Here is a 12,942-nt window from a genome sequence, read left to right on the forward strand (position 1 = left end):
CCGGGCTTTTGTTCAATGCGTTTTGGGAGCGGCAGGGGGCGGCGGTGCGGCTAGCTTCTGCTTAAGTTCGTCTATCTGCCGCTGCAGGGTCTCCGGGTTGGGGGAGGCCTTCTTGGCGAGCCCAAGGAGTTCAATCGCGCGGGCCAGGTTGCCTTCCTTCTCCTCCAGGCGCGCGAGGTTTACGGCGAGCTGGTCGAGCTGGAGGAGGTCGGGATCCTTGCCCGCGGCTTCCTGCTCGGCCCACTTGCGGAGGCCCAGTTCCCAGATGGTGCGAGCGCGCGCGGAGTTGTGGTGGTTCTCGAAATAGAGGCGGCCCAGTTCAAACAGGATTTCGTGACTGTCGGGGTTACTGCGCAGCCCCTCGCGCAGGAAGTCCTCGGCTTCCTTCACCTTGCCCAAATCGCGCAGCCAGTAGGCGGAGACGATGTAGGTCTCGACCTTCTGGGGGTCCAGCTCGGCGGAGATTCTCAGCCAGGGGAGGATCTCGCGTTCCTTGTTGCCTTCCAAATGCGTGTGTTCGGAGACAATGAACTTCCGGCCGAAGCGCTCGATCCAGTCCCGCGGGGGGCCGAGGAAGTTCATTTGCTTCTCGTGGTCGTCATGGGCGCAAGCGGGGCAGTGCTCGTGGTCGTGGTCGTGCGCGTGGTTCCGGTCGTCGGCATGCGCGTGGTCGTGGCCTTGGTCGTGGTCGGTTTCTTTGGAGGTCAGATGGCGGATGTCCTTGACGGCGCGAGCCTGGTCGAAGATGGACGGGTAGTAGCCGCTGTGAAAACTGACATCGGCCTGGGTGAAGAAATGGTTGGCAAACATGCGGCGCCCGTCGCCGAGCAGGACCTTGAGGACGTTGTCGGCTTGCGCCCGCTTGCTCCACCCGGAGGCGCGGTGCCCCAGGACCGTGGCCAGGCTGAAACAGGCGGCCAGCAGCAGCAGCAGAATCAGAGACAGGCCAAGCTTCTTCACAAGGTCAAGGCCTTCCGGCGGAACACCAGCCAGGCGCCAAACAGGAGCAGGGCCGCATAGACGGCCGCATACAGGGTCGCCAGGGCGCAATCCACCCATCCGACCAGGTTGTGGTCGTAGATGATCAGGTCACGCACGTCGTACCACTCGAGGTGCGGGATGAGGAAGTAAATGCCGTAAATAAGGGAGCTGAGCGGTTCCGGCTGTTGGAGGGCGACCTGGTTCAAGTAGCGCCCCAGGAGGAGAATCCCGAGCACGACAATGAAAGAGATGGTCGCGTTGGAAGACGGAGCGGCAAAGACCACCGAGCCCAGCAGGACCAGGGCTACCACAATGCCGAGCATGATCCACTGCAGCCAGAGCGCCTGGAGGATGTTCAGCAGCGGCCAGTGGTGCTCGCGCGAACCGCTGACGATGGTGAAGAAGAGGTAAAAAACAACGAGCGCCAGCCCGCAAGCCAGCCAGCAGCCGGCGAACTTGCCGAGAATCACCTGGCCGCGCGTAACGGGCTTGGCCAGCAAAGGGAAGATGGTGCGATTCTCGCGCTCGGCGGGAATCTGGCGGGCGGTGGTGGCGATGGCGATCACCAGCGCGGAGATCCAGATCAGCAGCAGCGCAATCTCCTTCACGTAGCGGACAATCTTCGCGTCGTCAAAGAAGCTCACCGATCCCATCAGCAGGGTGATGACGGCCGTGAGGACGAACAGGACATAGAAGTCCTTGCGCCGGTACAGCTCCTTGATCGCAACGCCAGCGAGGGCCAGAATCGTATTCATGCGGAGGCTTGCGGCTGGTAGCCGATGATGTTGAGGAAGATGCGTTCGAGGTTGGCCTGGTGCTGTTCGACCAGGTCGGCCACGCGGCCTTCGACTTTGAGCTCTCCCTGGTTGATGATGGCGACGCGGTCGCAGACGGTCTCCACTTCGCCCAGTTCGTGGGAGGAGAAGAACACGGTCTTGCCCTCGTTCTTCAGCCGCTGGATGATCTCGCGCACTTTCATGCGGCCGAGCGGGTCCAGGCCGCTGGTGGGTTCGTCCAGGATCAGCAGGTCGGGATTGTTGATCAGGGCCTGGGCCAACCCCACCCGTTGCTGCATCCCCTTGGAATAGGTCTTGATCGGGCGTTTGCGGGCGGACTCCAGCTCAACCAGCCTCAGCAGCTCGTCAATCCGCCGCTCCGCCTCGGGGCGCGGGATGCCGAAAAGGCGCGCGTAAAAACGGAGCAACTCCTCGGCGGTCAGAAACTTGTAGTAATACGTCAGCTCCGGCAGGTAGCCGATGCGCTGGCGGGCGATGGGCTCGCGCACGTCCACGCCGAACAGGCAGGCCGCGCCGCTGGTGGCGTTGACGAAGCCCAACAGCACGTTCATGGTGGTGGTCTTCCCGGCGCCATTGGGGCCCAGAAAGCCAAACACTTCGCCCGGGCAGACGCGCAAGTTCAGGTCTTTCACGGCGACCTTCTTCGCCTGCCCCGCGTTCCGCGTCCTAAATTCCACCCTCAGATTCTTTAGTTCCAGTATGGGATCCATGTTCCAAACAGCCGAGCCGGGCGCCAGTGTAGCTGACGCCAGACACAACACAACGATTGTTCAAAGCAAGCAGGACCTTTGCCGTGAACGACAGGCGGGCAGGGCAGTCTTGCTGAAACCGCCGCGGGAAGGCCTGTTCAAACGACGGACTCCGTACTCGGCGCGCAGCGGAATGCGCGTCCTGCCATTGACTACCGCAATCCACTAACCCAGTCCCATATTCCTGGATTAACTAACCGTCCCATTATGAATTGGTGTTGTGTCCATTTTTGAGACAGTGGTGGTTCCCGATCGCGGTTCCCACAGCCGGACTTGCCGGTGTGAGAACGCTGTGACACGCGTGATACCCCGGTGTGTATCCCATGGGGAGCGCTCCCCATGGGATACACACCGTAGTCCCGCCGGATTGGCGCCGTCCCCTCGCCATGGTTGGCCTGGGCGCGGGGGCCTCCGGCTTGGGGGACGGGCGGTGCCGGTAATCGGGGCGAGCTTTGTTCCCTGGACCCCTTGCCTGCCCTGAAGGGCACCCTCTCCCCTCGGAGCTGAGCATTACCCACATCTTTTGGCCCCCGAGGGCGAATCCCAGAGGGATGGTGGGCAATAGCCCAACGTTTTAGCGTTGGGAACGATCCGAGATGAGGCAGACCGTTGGCCTGCATTTGCATCCCGGAGGGATGGCCGGCAATAGCCCAACGTTTCAACGTTGGGGACCCGTGTCCGATGCCCCCCGAGTCCCGAAGGGACGGCTGAAGCTCACTCCCACAGATAGCGTTCATCAAAGGCAATCCCATGCCGCTTCAACAATGCCATGAACTCCTCCTGAAACGTCACGCTCCGGTGATGCTCCGCCTGCCCCTGAATGTACCGAATAATCCTGCCCAGTTGCGACACGCTCACACTGAAGGCGCCATACTTGACCTGCCAGCCAAAAACCCGCTGCTCCGGGAACGTGTCGTGCACCCACTTGGAGGAGCCGCCCTTGATCAGTTGCATCGCCTTGGCGATCCCGAGCGTCGAGGGCAGGGACAAGAGCAGATGCACATGGTCCGCCACACCGCCGACGGCGACGGTTTTCATGTCATTCTCCCGGGCGATGCCGCCCAAATAGGGCCAAAGCCGTTCCGCAAAGCCAGTCGTGATCAGCGGCCGACGGTCTTTGGTGCTGAACACGCAATGATAATACGCGCTGACGTACGACATGACCCCATTCAGCCGTCCCTTCGGGACTGGCACAATCCTAAAACGCACCTCTCCCAACGTTGAAACGTTGGGCTATTCTCACCGGTCCCTCCGGGACCGGCAGGGCCGCCGCGCCGAGACCGCCCGCCCCGGGCACATTCTCAGAATTCGGGACATTTCATCCCCCCAGAGCCAACGGACCAAATCCTGGCGCCCTGCGATCCGCTCGCCCTGAGCAAACGCTACGCGCCGCGCCCGCCCTCATCCCGAAGGGATTGGCCGAAATTACAGGCCAAGAGGTGGGTAATGCTCAGCTCCTCGGAGAGATGGGGTGAGGGGGCCGTTCGTAATTCTCTAACTGCATGGATACGGCTAAGTGCGCCAGGAAGCTGGGCATGATGCCCGTCGGTCGGCGAATTCCGTTCCTCCAGGAATCAGCACCAAAGAGCATCGGTCGACAGGGCGGCAGGATGCCAGGTTCGGGCGGGGCGGCGCTGGCGTGCTCGCCCCGGGCTGACCGCGGTCACTCCATCGCGTGGCCTTCGGCAGAAAGCGAGCAGGTCGGAGGGTTGCTGACGGTCAACCCGGGCGTGTAATCGCCGCCGGCTGGACACCGGGGGAGGGCGTCGGTGAGCGGCCTGAGATAGGGAACGATGTCCTCCAGTTGATAAGTGTTGTTAGGCGCCTTGCTGAATTCCAGCGCCCAAAGCTGCGCGGCGCCGTCAATCTGGCGGAGGTTGTTGATGCACGCGTTCGTTTGCGTGGTGCCGCGGGCGCGAACGAAGTTGGGAATGGCGATCGCCGCCAGGAGGCCGATAATCGCCACTACGATCATGATTTCTACGAGGGTAAACCCGGGGTTGCTCGAAGCTCGAATCTTCATACTCACACACTTTCTGCTCTCGCGGCGTGGGCCCGGCAGCAGGCGAGTAATAATAAGTTCGGTTTGGTCCACGGATTGCCTGCGGCCACCGCTGACTTCTTATCAGCAATCCCGATGCCAGCAGAATGCAAACCGATTCATCTGCCAGCCGGCAGGAGAATTCCCTCCCATTTGAACACGCCGCCAGTGCTGCCAAAATCAAAAAGGCTTAGGAATTTCTTCCTAAGCCTTCGATTGTTTCCAGAGCAACTTGCTGACAGCAAGCCTCCGGGCAACGTTGGTGACTTTTATGTCCCGGCCGGAGCAGCAGCAGCACCAGTCGGCATGTCGTGACCGGTGACGTCGCAATCAGGCGCCGTTTCCAGGTTGCCGATGGTGTAGGAGCCGTTAGCCGGGCATTCCGGCCAATTGCCGCCCGCGCCGCGCCCCAGATACGGCTGACAATTGTCCCGGCTAGGCGTCACGGTGGGCAGTTGTTTGTTCTCGAGGGCCCACTGCTGCTTGGCGCCGTCAATCTGGCGGAGGTTGTTAATGCACGCGTTCTTCTGCGAGGTGGTGCGGGCGCGCACGAAGTTGGGAATAGCGATCGCGGCCAGCAAGCCAATGATGGCGACGACGATCATGATTTCCACCAGGGTGAAGCCCGATTTACGGGATGTTCTCTTCATACTTACTCGTTCTCTTTCTTTGTTTACGGCGTGAACCACGCGGCAGGCGGGTTAGTTTACAATTGCGGTTTGGTTCACTTATTGCCTGCTGCAACCGCGTGTGCGGATTAAAGCAGCCGGAATGCCAAGCATAGCCGGGCGCTCCCCCGCCCCCCCCGATAAAGCAAAAGGCCCGGGATCGCTCCCGGGCCCCTGTGAGTCTGCCTGCCGGACGGCTACTGCAGCGTCTCTTCCAGCTTGTGCGTGGTCGGCTGCTTGAGGCAGGTGGGCCTGACCGCCACGGTCGTCAGCGAGTAGCTGTCGGCGAAGGTCTTGCCCCCCGAGGGGCAAACCACCGCGTTCTTGAGGTAAGGCAGGACGTCGGCGGCGGAAACGCTCGCGGTTTCGCCTTGCCTGGTTTCAGCGGCCCATTGTTGGACAGCACCGTCAATCTGCTGCAGATTGGCAATGCAGGCCTGTCTTTGGGCCGTGGTGCGGGCCTTCACGAAGTTGGGGATCGCGATCGAGGCCAGCAGACCGATAATGGCCACAACGATCATGATTTCCACCAGGGTGAAGCCCCTTGCATGGGATGTTCTTGTTTTCATGACTTAATCTTTCTGTTGTTGCGGCGTGAACGAGGCAGCCAGCGGTTATTATTAGTGCTATAGGCGTTCACGTATTGCCGGTTGCCAACCGCACACAGAAGCGTAGGCCGCCGGGCGGTCGGATGCAATGAGTAATCGCCCCGGGGGGCATCCGTTTTTGACCCGACCCGGCATCCGAAATTGGCCCGAGCCGTCGTGGCTTGTGTCTCAATTGTGGAATGGCCGCATCAAAGGTGGACACGTCGAGACAGTGCCAGGACGGTGGCTCAATCCCCATCCGGCCCGGCGCGCCGGTGGTTGCGCCCACTTCGCCAAGCACGTAGTCTCCCAGAGGCAATTGCTGGAATGAAAATCCTCTTCATCGGCGGCACCGGGAACATCTCCGCGGAATGCGCCGCGCTGCTCCACCAGCGCGGCCACGATATCATCATCCTGAGCCGCGGCCGCGGCGCGGTGCCGCCCGGCTACCGCGCCATTCAAGCGGATCGCAAGGACCCGGCCGCCATGCGCGCCGCCCTCCACGGGCTGCGGCCGGACGCGGTGCTCAACTTCCTTGGCTACGAACTCCCCGAGGTCCAGTTGGACTATGACCTGTTCAACGGCGCGGTGCGCCAGTATGTCTTCATCAGCTCGGTCGTCGTTTATGCGAAGCCGCCCGGCCAGTTGCCGCTGACGGAAGACGCGCCGCCCGGCAATTCCTTGTGGGATTACGCGCGAAAGAAACTCGAGTGCGAGCAGTGGCTCCACCAGCGGCACGCCGAGACCGGGTTCCCGGTGACGATCGTCCGCCCCTCGCACACCTATTCGAAACGCTGGGTGCCGAACGCGATCTCCAGCGGCAGCTACACCTTCGCGGCGCGCCTGGAACAGGGCCGCCCGGTCTTTGTCCACGATGCCGGCGAAAGCCCGTGGACCCTGACCGCCGCTTCGGATTTCGCCGTCGGGCTGGCCGGCCTGGTTGGCAACGACGCGGCTGTCGGCAAGGCATTTCACATCACGAGCGATGAAGTCCTCACCTGGAACCAGATCTATGCCGAGATCGCGGAGGCGGTGGGGGCAAGGTCTCCTCGCATAGTGAAAGTGCCGACCGACTTCATCTGCCAGATGGCCCCGCAGTTGACTGGCACGCTTAAAGGCGACAAGGCCCATCCCGGCGTATTCGACAATTCCAGGATCAAGCGCTTCGTCCCCGAGTTCCGCTGCCGCGTGCCCTTCAGGCTGGGCGTGCGCGAATCCGTGCGCTGGCTGCGCGAGCATCCCGAACAGCAGAATCTCAAGCCGGAGCTGGATGCGCTGATAGACAAGGTCATCGCCGCGTGGGAACGCGGTGAGCCGCCCGCCCGAAACCAACCTGCCGGCGGCACCCTGGATTGACAGCATTGGGCCGGGCCGCTTAACTCTGAGCTATGAAAATGTTCTCGATGGCGGCGGTGCTTGTCCTGATAACCCTTGGCGCGTTCACGGCGAGCGGCAGTGATTGGCCGCGCTGGCGCGGGCCGGACCTGAACGGCATTTCGCAGGAGAAGGGCTGGCTGGCAAAGTGGCCCGCCGAGGGGCCGAAGCGGCTTTGGAGGGCAACTGTCGGCACGGGTTTCTCTTCCCTCACCGTCGTTGGCGACCGTGTTTACACGATGGGCAACGCCAGCGACACAGACTCAACGGTCTGCCTGGACGCGCGGACAGGCAAGGTCATCTGGCAGCACTCCTATCCTTGCCCGCTTGACCCGAAGAACTTCGAAGGCGGGCCGTGCGCCACTCCGACGGTAGCCGATGGCCGGGTCTATACCCATAGCCGAAAGGGCGACGTCTTTTGCCTCGACGCGATGAAGGGCACCGTGATCTGGACGAAGAACCTCAACCAGGAATTGGGTCTGGAGATACCCACCTGGGGCTGCGCCAGTTCGGTCCTGATCGAGGGGAACCTGGCCGTGCTCAACATGGGCAGCGCCGGCGTGGCGCTTGACAAACAGTCCGGCAAAGTCGCCTGGGTCTCCGCCAAGAGCGCTGGCGCCTATGCCACCCCCGTTCCCCTGACACTTGGCCCCGACCGGTTCCTGGCCATCCTCTCCCGCCGATCGCTCATAGCCGTCAAGCCCGCCGACGGACAAGAGGCATGGAGTTACCCCTGGAAGACCGAATACGACGTCAACGCCGCCGACCCGATCATAGCCGGTGACAAGGTGTTCATCTCTTCCGGCTACAACCGCGGCGGGACTGTGCTGAAAGTGACCGCGAAAGGGGCGGAGAAGGTTTGGGAGAACAAGAACATGCGCAATCACTTCAACTCCTGCGTGCTGTGGCAGGGCCATCTTTACGGCCCCGATGACGGCGGATTGCGCTGTCTTGACTTCGAGACCGGCGAGCTGAAATGGACCTATCGCGAATTCGGCAAAGGCTCGCTCATAGTGGCTGATGGATGCCTGGTGGCGCTCAGCGAGAAAGGGGACCTCTTTATCGCCAAAGCGGTGCCCGCCGCGTTCGAGCCCATCTCCCGGGCCAAAGTCCTCACGGGCAAGTGCTGGACCTCCCCGGTCCTGGCCAATGGCCGCGTTTACTGCCGGAACGCCGCCGGCCACGTGGCCTGCCTGGATTTAAGCGGCCGGTGACCCGGTTGTGGCACTCGACAAGCTGCTTGAATGGGTTGAGTTTTAATGTGCGTGGAAAAGCCGCCCATCATCAGCGAGGCGCCAGTCAGAGTGGTGCCACTGGAGATTCTGCCGCCCCAACTTCCCGCGGCAGCCCCGCCGGCCGCGACCGTCGACGGACCGCCGGTCCATGCACTGGCCGCCCTGATTCTTGTGGCTGTGGATTCTCTCTGGGCGACTTTCGATTGGCTGCCGATTGACTGGCCTATCGCCATCCCGTCCTGCTTCGCCGCGGTGTTTGTCCCGACCTTCCTGATCCAGAGGTACTTGAAGAACGACTCCAAAGGCCGCGCCCTGGCGTTCGCCTCCATCCTGGCCGTGCTGGCGGCGATTCCAACTTTCATAACCGGCACACCCGTCGGCCTGGGCTTGTTGGCCTGGACCGGGCTGGGCAAACTCTTCGGCAAGTCGCCGACGAAATAGCCTCAGGAATCCGGAGGCGTGGAACCTGGGCGAGCCGGTCAGCCCCCACCCGGGCGCGCGTGCATGCGCCCGGGCCCCGCTCAAAGGGGAAGGTTTGGGCTTTGTGTCGGGGGGGCGGATTTGGTTAAATGGCGCCAAGATGAAACTCCGACGGGCAGGCATCCGCCGTGTGACCAACGAAACCCGCATCGCGGTCACGTTGAACATTGACGGCACGGGCAAGTCTTCCATCCAAACGGGCATCCCGTTCTTCGACCACATGCTCACCTTGTTCGCCAGGCACGCGGTCATGGACTTGAGGCTCCGTTGCCAAGGGGACCTGGACGTGGACGCGCATCACACGGTGGAAGACTGTGGGATTGCCCTGGGGCAGGTGGTTGTCCAGGCGCTGGGAGACAAGAAGGGGATACGCCGCTACGGGACCGGATTTGACCCGCGCAACCCGTTCACCGGCGAGGCTTACCTGCCGATGGACGAGTGCCTGGCGCGCTGCGTGATTGACTTTGGCGGGCGGCCGTACTTGGTTTGGCGGGGCTTGGATGCGTTCGCCCATAAGCGCCTCAGCAAGGCTGAGAAACGGCAGGACATGTCCAGCGCGTTCCGATTCGGCCTCGCCCGCGAGTTCTTTCAAGGCTTCGCCAATGAAGCCCGCTGCAATCTGCACTTGGAGCTGCTCTACGGCGATGAACCGCACCACATCGTTGAAGCCCTTTTCAAAGCTTTTGCCCGGGCGACAGACGCCGCCTGCCGGCGCGACCCACGGATGGCCGGCCGGCTGCCCACCACCAAGGGAAAGTTGTAGCCCGCGTTGAATACGCCGGGAACGCCAGCCGTCAAACAGATGACTGTTAAAGATCATTCCTCCGCTGACGACCGGACATTGGTCCGCGCGGCGCAGCGAGGCCAGATGGCCGCGTTTGAGGAATTGGTCGCCCGGCATCGAGACCGGATTTATGCGCGCGCCTGCAGCATGATGCGCAACGAAACCGAGGCGCTGGATCTTTCTCAAGAGGCCTGGGTAAAGGGCTGGCAGCGATTGCGGCAGTTTCAGGGTGAGGCGAGCTTCGCCACCTGGATGACCCGGATCGTCATTAACCTCTGCCTGGACCAGTTGCGCCGGCAGAAGCGGTTGCGGGCCGAGTCCATCGAGGCCATGGATGAAGAATCGGGCGGGGTCGAGCGGCAAATGCCGGTGGTGACGGTGAACCCGACCGCCGGATTGGAACGCGGCGAACTGCGCCAGCGGATAGATCGGGCGCTGGGCCAGTTGTCGTATGAGCATCGCACCGTGCTGGTGCTGCATGAATTTGAAGAAATGGAATATAAAGAGATTGCGCGGACGATGGGCTGCTCGATCGGCACGGTTATGTCCCGCCTGTTCTATGCGCGGCGAAAGCTGGCTGCGCTGCTGGCGGATTTGAAGCAAGCGGATTAGTTGTCATGGACTCTGGAACACAATTGAAAGTGCAGGCCTGGCTCGATGGCGAGCTGCCCCAGGCCGAAGCGCGCGAAGTGGCCGCCCGGCTGGAGCGGGATCGGGATTCGGCGGCCCTGGCGGATGAGTTGCGGAATACCCGGCAGGCCCTCGCCGGGTTTGAAGCCGACGTTCGCCTGCCGGAGTCGCGTGAGTTCTTCTGGTCGAAGGTTGAGCGGGAGATTAATCGTCAGGAATCCCGGGCGGCGGAACCGGCCCCCAGGATGTCTTACTTCGCCCTGCTCCGGCGGCTGCTCGTGCCGGTTTCCACCGCCGCCTTCGTCGTCGTCGTCGGGTTGGTGCTCATTCGGCCCGCGGCTCCAATTAGCCGTTCAGGGGGAGCGACGTTTGAAACCGCGCTGGCCGATGGCGGCGCGTTTACCTATCGCGATTACGCCGCCGGCACTACGCTGGTCTGGCTTACCTTTCCCGCTGACAATGACGTTGCGGATGGGGACGGCTCGGCTACACTCGATTAAGCAATGAGAGCAAGACGAATTCCGGCAACCCGCTTCATTTGGACTGCAATCGCATTGGCCCTGCTGGCCGGCGCCCAGCTTGGGGTCCAGGCCGCCGAGATGAAACTGCAGGCGTTCCTGCTTTGGGGCACGGATGACAGCAAACCGCCTGAAGGGAAGAACTACCAGCCGGCGGCTCTCGAAATCAAGCAGAAGCTCAAAGATCTGCCGCTCAAATGGACAAATTGGTTCGAGGTCAAGCGGACCGCCTTTGAAGTGCCGCAGGGCGCGGCCAAGGAAGTGGTTATCAGCACCAAGTGCCAGTTGAATGTCAGGAAGTTCACCGGTCATGAGATCGAGGTTGCCCTTATTGGCAAAGGCAAAGAGGTGTTCAAGCAGAAGCAGCCCCTCCCGGCGGGCGAGTTGCTGGTGCTGGGCGGCAATTCCCCTAACGCGACCGCCTGGCTGGTCGTGCTGAAGCGGTTGGAATGATAGCTTGACTTTGGGTTGATTCGAGCGTTGACATGCCAGGCGCCGGCGCCTAATTTTGGTCCGATATTTAATCGAGCACCGCACCATGTTGATTCGAATCAGCTTAATCGTGGCCATTCTTGCCGGCCTGGCAGTGAGCGCCCTGAACTTCTTCCAGGTCAAGGAGAAGATCACCACTTTGCACAGCAACTGGAAGCAAGAGGAAGCTCTCCACCATAAGTTCGAGAAGCAGTATACCGATACCAAGAGGGATCTGGATAAGACCACCGCCGAGTTGAAGACGACCAAGGCCGACCTGGAAGCGACCACGGCCGCAAAGGAAAAGGCAGAGTCCGAGGCACTCGCGCAAACCAAGCGCGCCGACAAGCTGACCGAAGATTTGAAGAAGACCACCCAGGAACGGGATAATGCCCAGGCAGACCTGGCGGCCTACAAGGCGACGGGTCGCACGCCCCAGCAGATACTGTCCATGGATAAGGAGTACAAGAGGGTCCAAGACAACTTGCAGGTGGCGGAGGCCGAGAACAAGATTCTCCTGCAGAAGCTCAAAAAGACCGAAACCGAGCTGGCCGTTTTCAAGGATAAGGACTTCTTCGTGCCGTTGCCCGCCAGCCTGAAGGGCAAGGTGCTGGTGGCGGATCCCAAGTGGAATTTCGTCGTGCTCGACGTCGGGGAGGACCAAGGCGTCCTCGAGCGCGGCGAGTTGCTGGTAAATCGGGAGGGCCGGCTGGTCGCCAAGATCGTCGTGCGCAGCGTGCAGAAAGACCGCTGCATTGCCAACGTCCTGCCTGGTTGGGAACTCGGGCAGGTGATGGAGGGCGACCTGGTCATTCCCGCGCATCCGGCTTCTTGAGAGATATGATTCGCAATTCGCGCTGGGGATTCCTGCTGCTGGTCGTAGTGGGCTTGGTTAGTGGCGGTTGTGCTACCACCGAGTCGGAAAACCTGTCGGAACGGCCTTGGAACGCCCCGCAAAGCTGGGAAAGCGGCACGGCCGGCAGCATGTTCAACCAATATCGGTGACCGGCCGTCTGATCCGGGTGCCCCCCCCGTCGTTTCGTCAGCTATTCCACTCAATCCAACGCGCCGGCGTGAGAACGCAGTCCATGCGGACGTCGTGGGGCTCCACAGGAATTGCGTCCACAAGTTGCTGATCGAATCCGACGCCGCAGGTCTTTCCGCGCACCACTGCCAACAACTGGTCGTAGTACCCCTTGCCCCGGCCCAGCCGCCCTCCCGCCGTGTCAAACGCCACCCCGGGAACCAGAATCAAGTCCAGGCGGGACGACTCGAGTGGGGCGCAGCGGCGATTGGGCTCGCGGATCCCGAAGTGTCCCAACTGCAAATCCAACCCGATATCCTGAATTAAGCGGGCCTCGTAGGTCTTGGTCTCCGCGACAAAGCGAGGCAGGGCAACGCGTTTGCCGGCGGCCAGGGCGTCGGTCAGCAGCGGCCACAGGTCCAGCTCTTCCGGCAGCGACGCGAAGAACAAAACCGAATGCGCCTCCTGCCACGCCGGTTGCGCGGCCAGCCGGGCACGTGCCAAGGCTGAAGCCGCTGCTCGCTGCGCGGGTGTCAGCTGGCTCAGCGCAGCACCGACCTGCTGACGCAACGCCAGCTTTGCTTCTCGAATGGTCTGTCGCAT

At 61.9% G+C, this 12,942-nt stretch carries 16 protein-coding genes and 1 pseudogene; 9 read left to right on the forward strand and 8 right to left on the reverse strand.

Features of this window, described 5'->3' with window-relative positions; all coding sequences use genetic code 11:
• Nucleotides 1–12: 12 nt before the first annotated feature.
• The 7 genes and pseudogenes from P5205_00940 to P5205_00970 form a co-directional block, all read right to left on the reverse strand.
• Nucleotides 13–960 carry a hypothetical protein gene (locus tag P5205_00940; GenBank protein ID HSA08917.1) on the reverse strand — a complete coding sequence of 316 codons (948 nt, stop codon included), beginning with the start codon at nucleotides 958–960 and terminating at the stop codon, nucleotides 13–15.
• Nucleotides 957–1,736, reverse strand: coding sequence for an ABC transporter permease (locus tag P5205_00945; GenBank protein HSA08918.1), 780 nt, complete (start codon nucleotides 1,734–1,736; stop codon nucleotides 957–959). Before P5205_00945 ends, P5205_00940 begins: the two co-directional genes overlap by 4 nt.
• Nucleotides 1,733–2,488, reverse strand: a complete 756-nt coding sequence (locus tag P5205_00950) for an ABC transporter ATP-binding protein (protein HSA08919.1) — start codon at nucleotides 2,486–2,488, stop codon at nucleotides 1,733–1,735. Before P5205_00950 ends, P5205_00945 begins: the two co-directional genes overlap by 4 nt.
• Nucleotides 2,489–3,241: 753 nt before the next feature.
• Nucleotides 3,242–3,721 (reverse strand): IS200/IS605 family transposase, encoded by a 480-nt coding sequence (gene tnpA / locus P5205_00955; protein ID HSA08920.1) that lies wholly within the window; start codon nucleotides 3,719–3,721, stop codon nucleotides 3,242–3,244.
• Between the two features lie 724 nt (nucleotides 3,722–4,445).
• Nucleotides 4,446–4,550: pseudogene (locus P5205_00960) on the reverse strand (prepilin-type N-terminal cleavage/methylation domain-containing protein).
• 287 nt (nucleotides 4,551–4,837) lie between these two features.
• Nucleotides 4,838–5,218: a type II secretion system protein gene (locus P5205_00965; protein ID HSA08921.1), complete on the reverse strand. Its 381-nt coding sequence runs from the start codon at nucleotides 5,216–5,218 to the stop codon at nucleotides 4,838–4,840.
• 215 nt (nucleotides 5,219–5,433) lie between these two features.
• A complete protein-coding gene (locus P5205_00970) occupies nucleotides 5,434–5,805 on the reverse strand; it encodes a prepilin-type N-terminal cleavage/methylation domain-containing protein (GenBank protein ID HSA08922.1) in 372 nt (123 codons plus the stop codon).
• 345 nt (nucleotides 5,806–6,150) lie between these two features.
• Between P5205_00970 and P5205_00975 the strand changes: the two genes are divergently transcribed.
• From P5205_00975 to P5205_01015, 9 genes are all read left to right on the forward strand, one after another.
• Nucleotides 6,151–7,179 carry an NAD-dependent epimerase/dehydratase family protein gene (locus tag P5205_00975; protein HSA08923.1) on the forward strand — a complete coding sequence of 343 codons (1,029 nt, stop codon included), beginning with the start codon at nucleotides 6,151–6,153 and terminating at the stop codon, nucleotides 7,177–7,179.
• A gap of 32 nt (nucleotides 7,180–7,211) precedes the next feature.
• The gene (locus P5205_00980; protein ID HSA08924.1) at nucleotides 7,212–8,411 is read left to right on the forward strand and encodes a PQQ-like beta-propeller repeat protein; all 1,200 of its coding nucleotides are present in this window, start codon (nucleotides 7,212–7,214) and stop codon (nucleotides 8,409–8,411) included.
• Nucleotides 8,412–8,462: 51 nt separating this feature from the next.
• A complete protein-coding gene (locus P5205_00985; protein ID HSA08925.1) occupies nucleotides 8,463–8,873 on the forward strand; it encodes a hypothetical protein in 411 nt (136 codons plus the stop codon).
• 139 nt (nucleotides 8,874–9,012) lie between these two features.
• Nucleotides 9,013–9,675, forward strand: a complete 663-nt coding sequence (gene hisB / locus P5205_00990) for an imidazoleglycerol-phosphate dehydratase HisB (GenBank protein HSA08926.1) — start codon at nucleotides 9,013–9,015, stop codon at nucleotides 9,673–9,675.
• 39 nt (nucleotides 9,676–9,714) lie between these two features.
• Nucleotides 9,715–10,308, forward strand: a complete 594-nt coding sequence (locus tag P5205_00995; protein HSA08927.1) for a sigma-70 family RNA polymerase sigma factor — start codon at nucleotides 9,715–9,717, stop codon at nucleotides 10,306–10,308.
• 5 nt (nucleotides 10,309–10,313) lie between these two features.
• Nucleotides 10,314–10,826: a hypothetical protein gene (locus tag P5205_01000; protein ID HSA08928.1), complete on the forward strand. Its 513-nt coding sequence runs from the start codon at nucleotides 10,314–10,316 to the stop codon at nucleotides 10,824–10,826.
• A gap of 3 nt (nucleotides 10,827–10,829) precedes the next feature.
• Nucleotides 10,830–11,297: a hypothetical protein gene (locus P5205_01005; protein HSA08929.1), complete on the forward strand. Its 468-nt coding sequence runs from the start codon at nucleotides 10,830–10,832 to the stop codon at nucleotides 11,295–11,297.
• A gap of 55 nt (nucleotides 11,298–11,352) precedes the next feature.
• Entirely contained in the window at nucleotides 11,353–12,150 is a 798-nt protein-coding gene (locus P5205_01010; GenBank protein ID HSA08930.1) for a hypothetical protein, read from the forward strand.
• Nucleotides 12,151–12,155: 5 nt separating this feature from the next.
• Nucleotides 12,156–12,320, forward strand: a complete 165-nt coding sequence (locus P5205_01015) for a hypothetical protein (protein HSA08931.1) — start codon at nucleotides 12,156–12,158, stop codon at nucleotides 12,318–12,320.
• 37 nt (nucleotides 12,321–12,357) lie between these two features.
• Here the strand turns inward: P5205_01015 and P5205_01020 are convergent, their stop codons facing one another.
• Nucleotides 12,358–12,942: a 5-formyltetrahydrofolate cyclo-ligase gene (locus P5205_01020; protein ID HSA08932.1), complete on the reverse strand. Its 585-nt coding sequence runs from the start codon at nucleotides 12,940–12,942 to the stop codon at nucleotides 12,358–12,360.

The sequence above is a fragment of the Candidatus Paceibacterota bacterium genome (assembly GCA_035452965.1).
GTDB lineage: Bacteria > Verrucomicrobiota > Verrucomicrobiia > Limisphaerales > UBA8199 > UBA8199.

What these genes read in the sequence shown, in the direction of transcription:
- P5205_00980 (HSA08924.1), top strand. Translation starts at nt 7,212, where the DNA reads ATGAAAATGTTCTCGATGGCGGCGGTGCTTGTCCTGATAACCCTTGGC.
- P5205_01005 (HSA08929.1), top strand. Translation starts at nt 10,830, where the DNA reads ATGAGAGCAAGACGAATTCCGGCAACCCGCTTCATTTGGACTGCAATC.
- hisB (HSA08926.1), top strand. Translation starts at nt 9,013, where the DNA reads ATGAAACTCCGACGGGCAGGCATCCGCCGTGTGACCAACGAAACCCGC.
- P5205_00995 (HSA08927.1), top strand. Translation starts at nt 9,715, where the DNA reads ATGACTGTTAAAGATCATTCCTCCGCTGACGACCGGACATTGGTCCGC.
- P5205_01015 (HSA08931.1), top strand. Translation starts at nt 12,156, where the DNA reads ATGATTCGCAATTCGCGCTGGGGATTCCTGCTGCTGGTCGTAGTGGGC.
- P5205_00965 (HSA08921.1), bottom strand. Translation starts at nt 5,218, where the DNA reads ATGAAGAGAACATCCCGTAAATCGGGCTTCACCCTGGTGGAAATCATG.
- P5205_01000 (HSA08928.1), top strand. Translation starts at nt 10,314, where the DNA reads ATGGACTCTGGAACACAATTGAAAGTGCAGGCCTGGCTCGATGGCGAG.
- P5205_00950 (HSA08919.1), bottom strand. Translation starts at nt 2,488, where the DNA reads ATGGATCCCATACTGGAACTAAAGAATCTGAGGGTGGAATTTAGGACG.
- P5205_01020 (HSA08932.1), bottom strand. Translation starts at nt 12,942, where the DNA reads ATGCGACAGACCATTCGAGAAGCAAAGCTGGCGTTGCGTCAGCAGGTC.
- P5205_00975 (HSA08923.1), top strand. Translation starts at nt 6,151, where the DNA reads ATGAAAATCCTCTTCATCGGCGGCACCGGGAACATCTCCGCGGAATGC.
- P5205_00970 (HSA08922.1), bottom strand. Translation starts at nt 5,805, where the DNA reads ATGAAAACAAGAACATCCCATGCAAGGGGCTTCACCCTGGTGGAAATC.
- P5205_00945 (HSA08918.1), bottom strand. Translation starts at nt 1,736, where the DNA reads ATGAATACGATTCTGGCCCTCGCTGGCGTTGCGATCAAGGAGCTGTAC.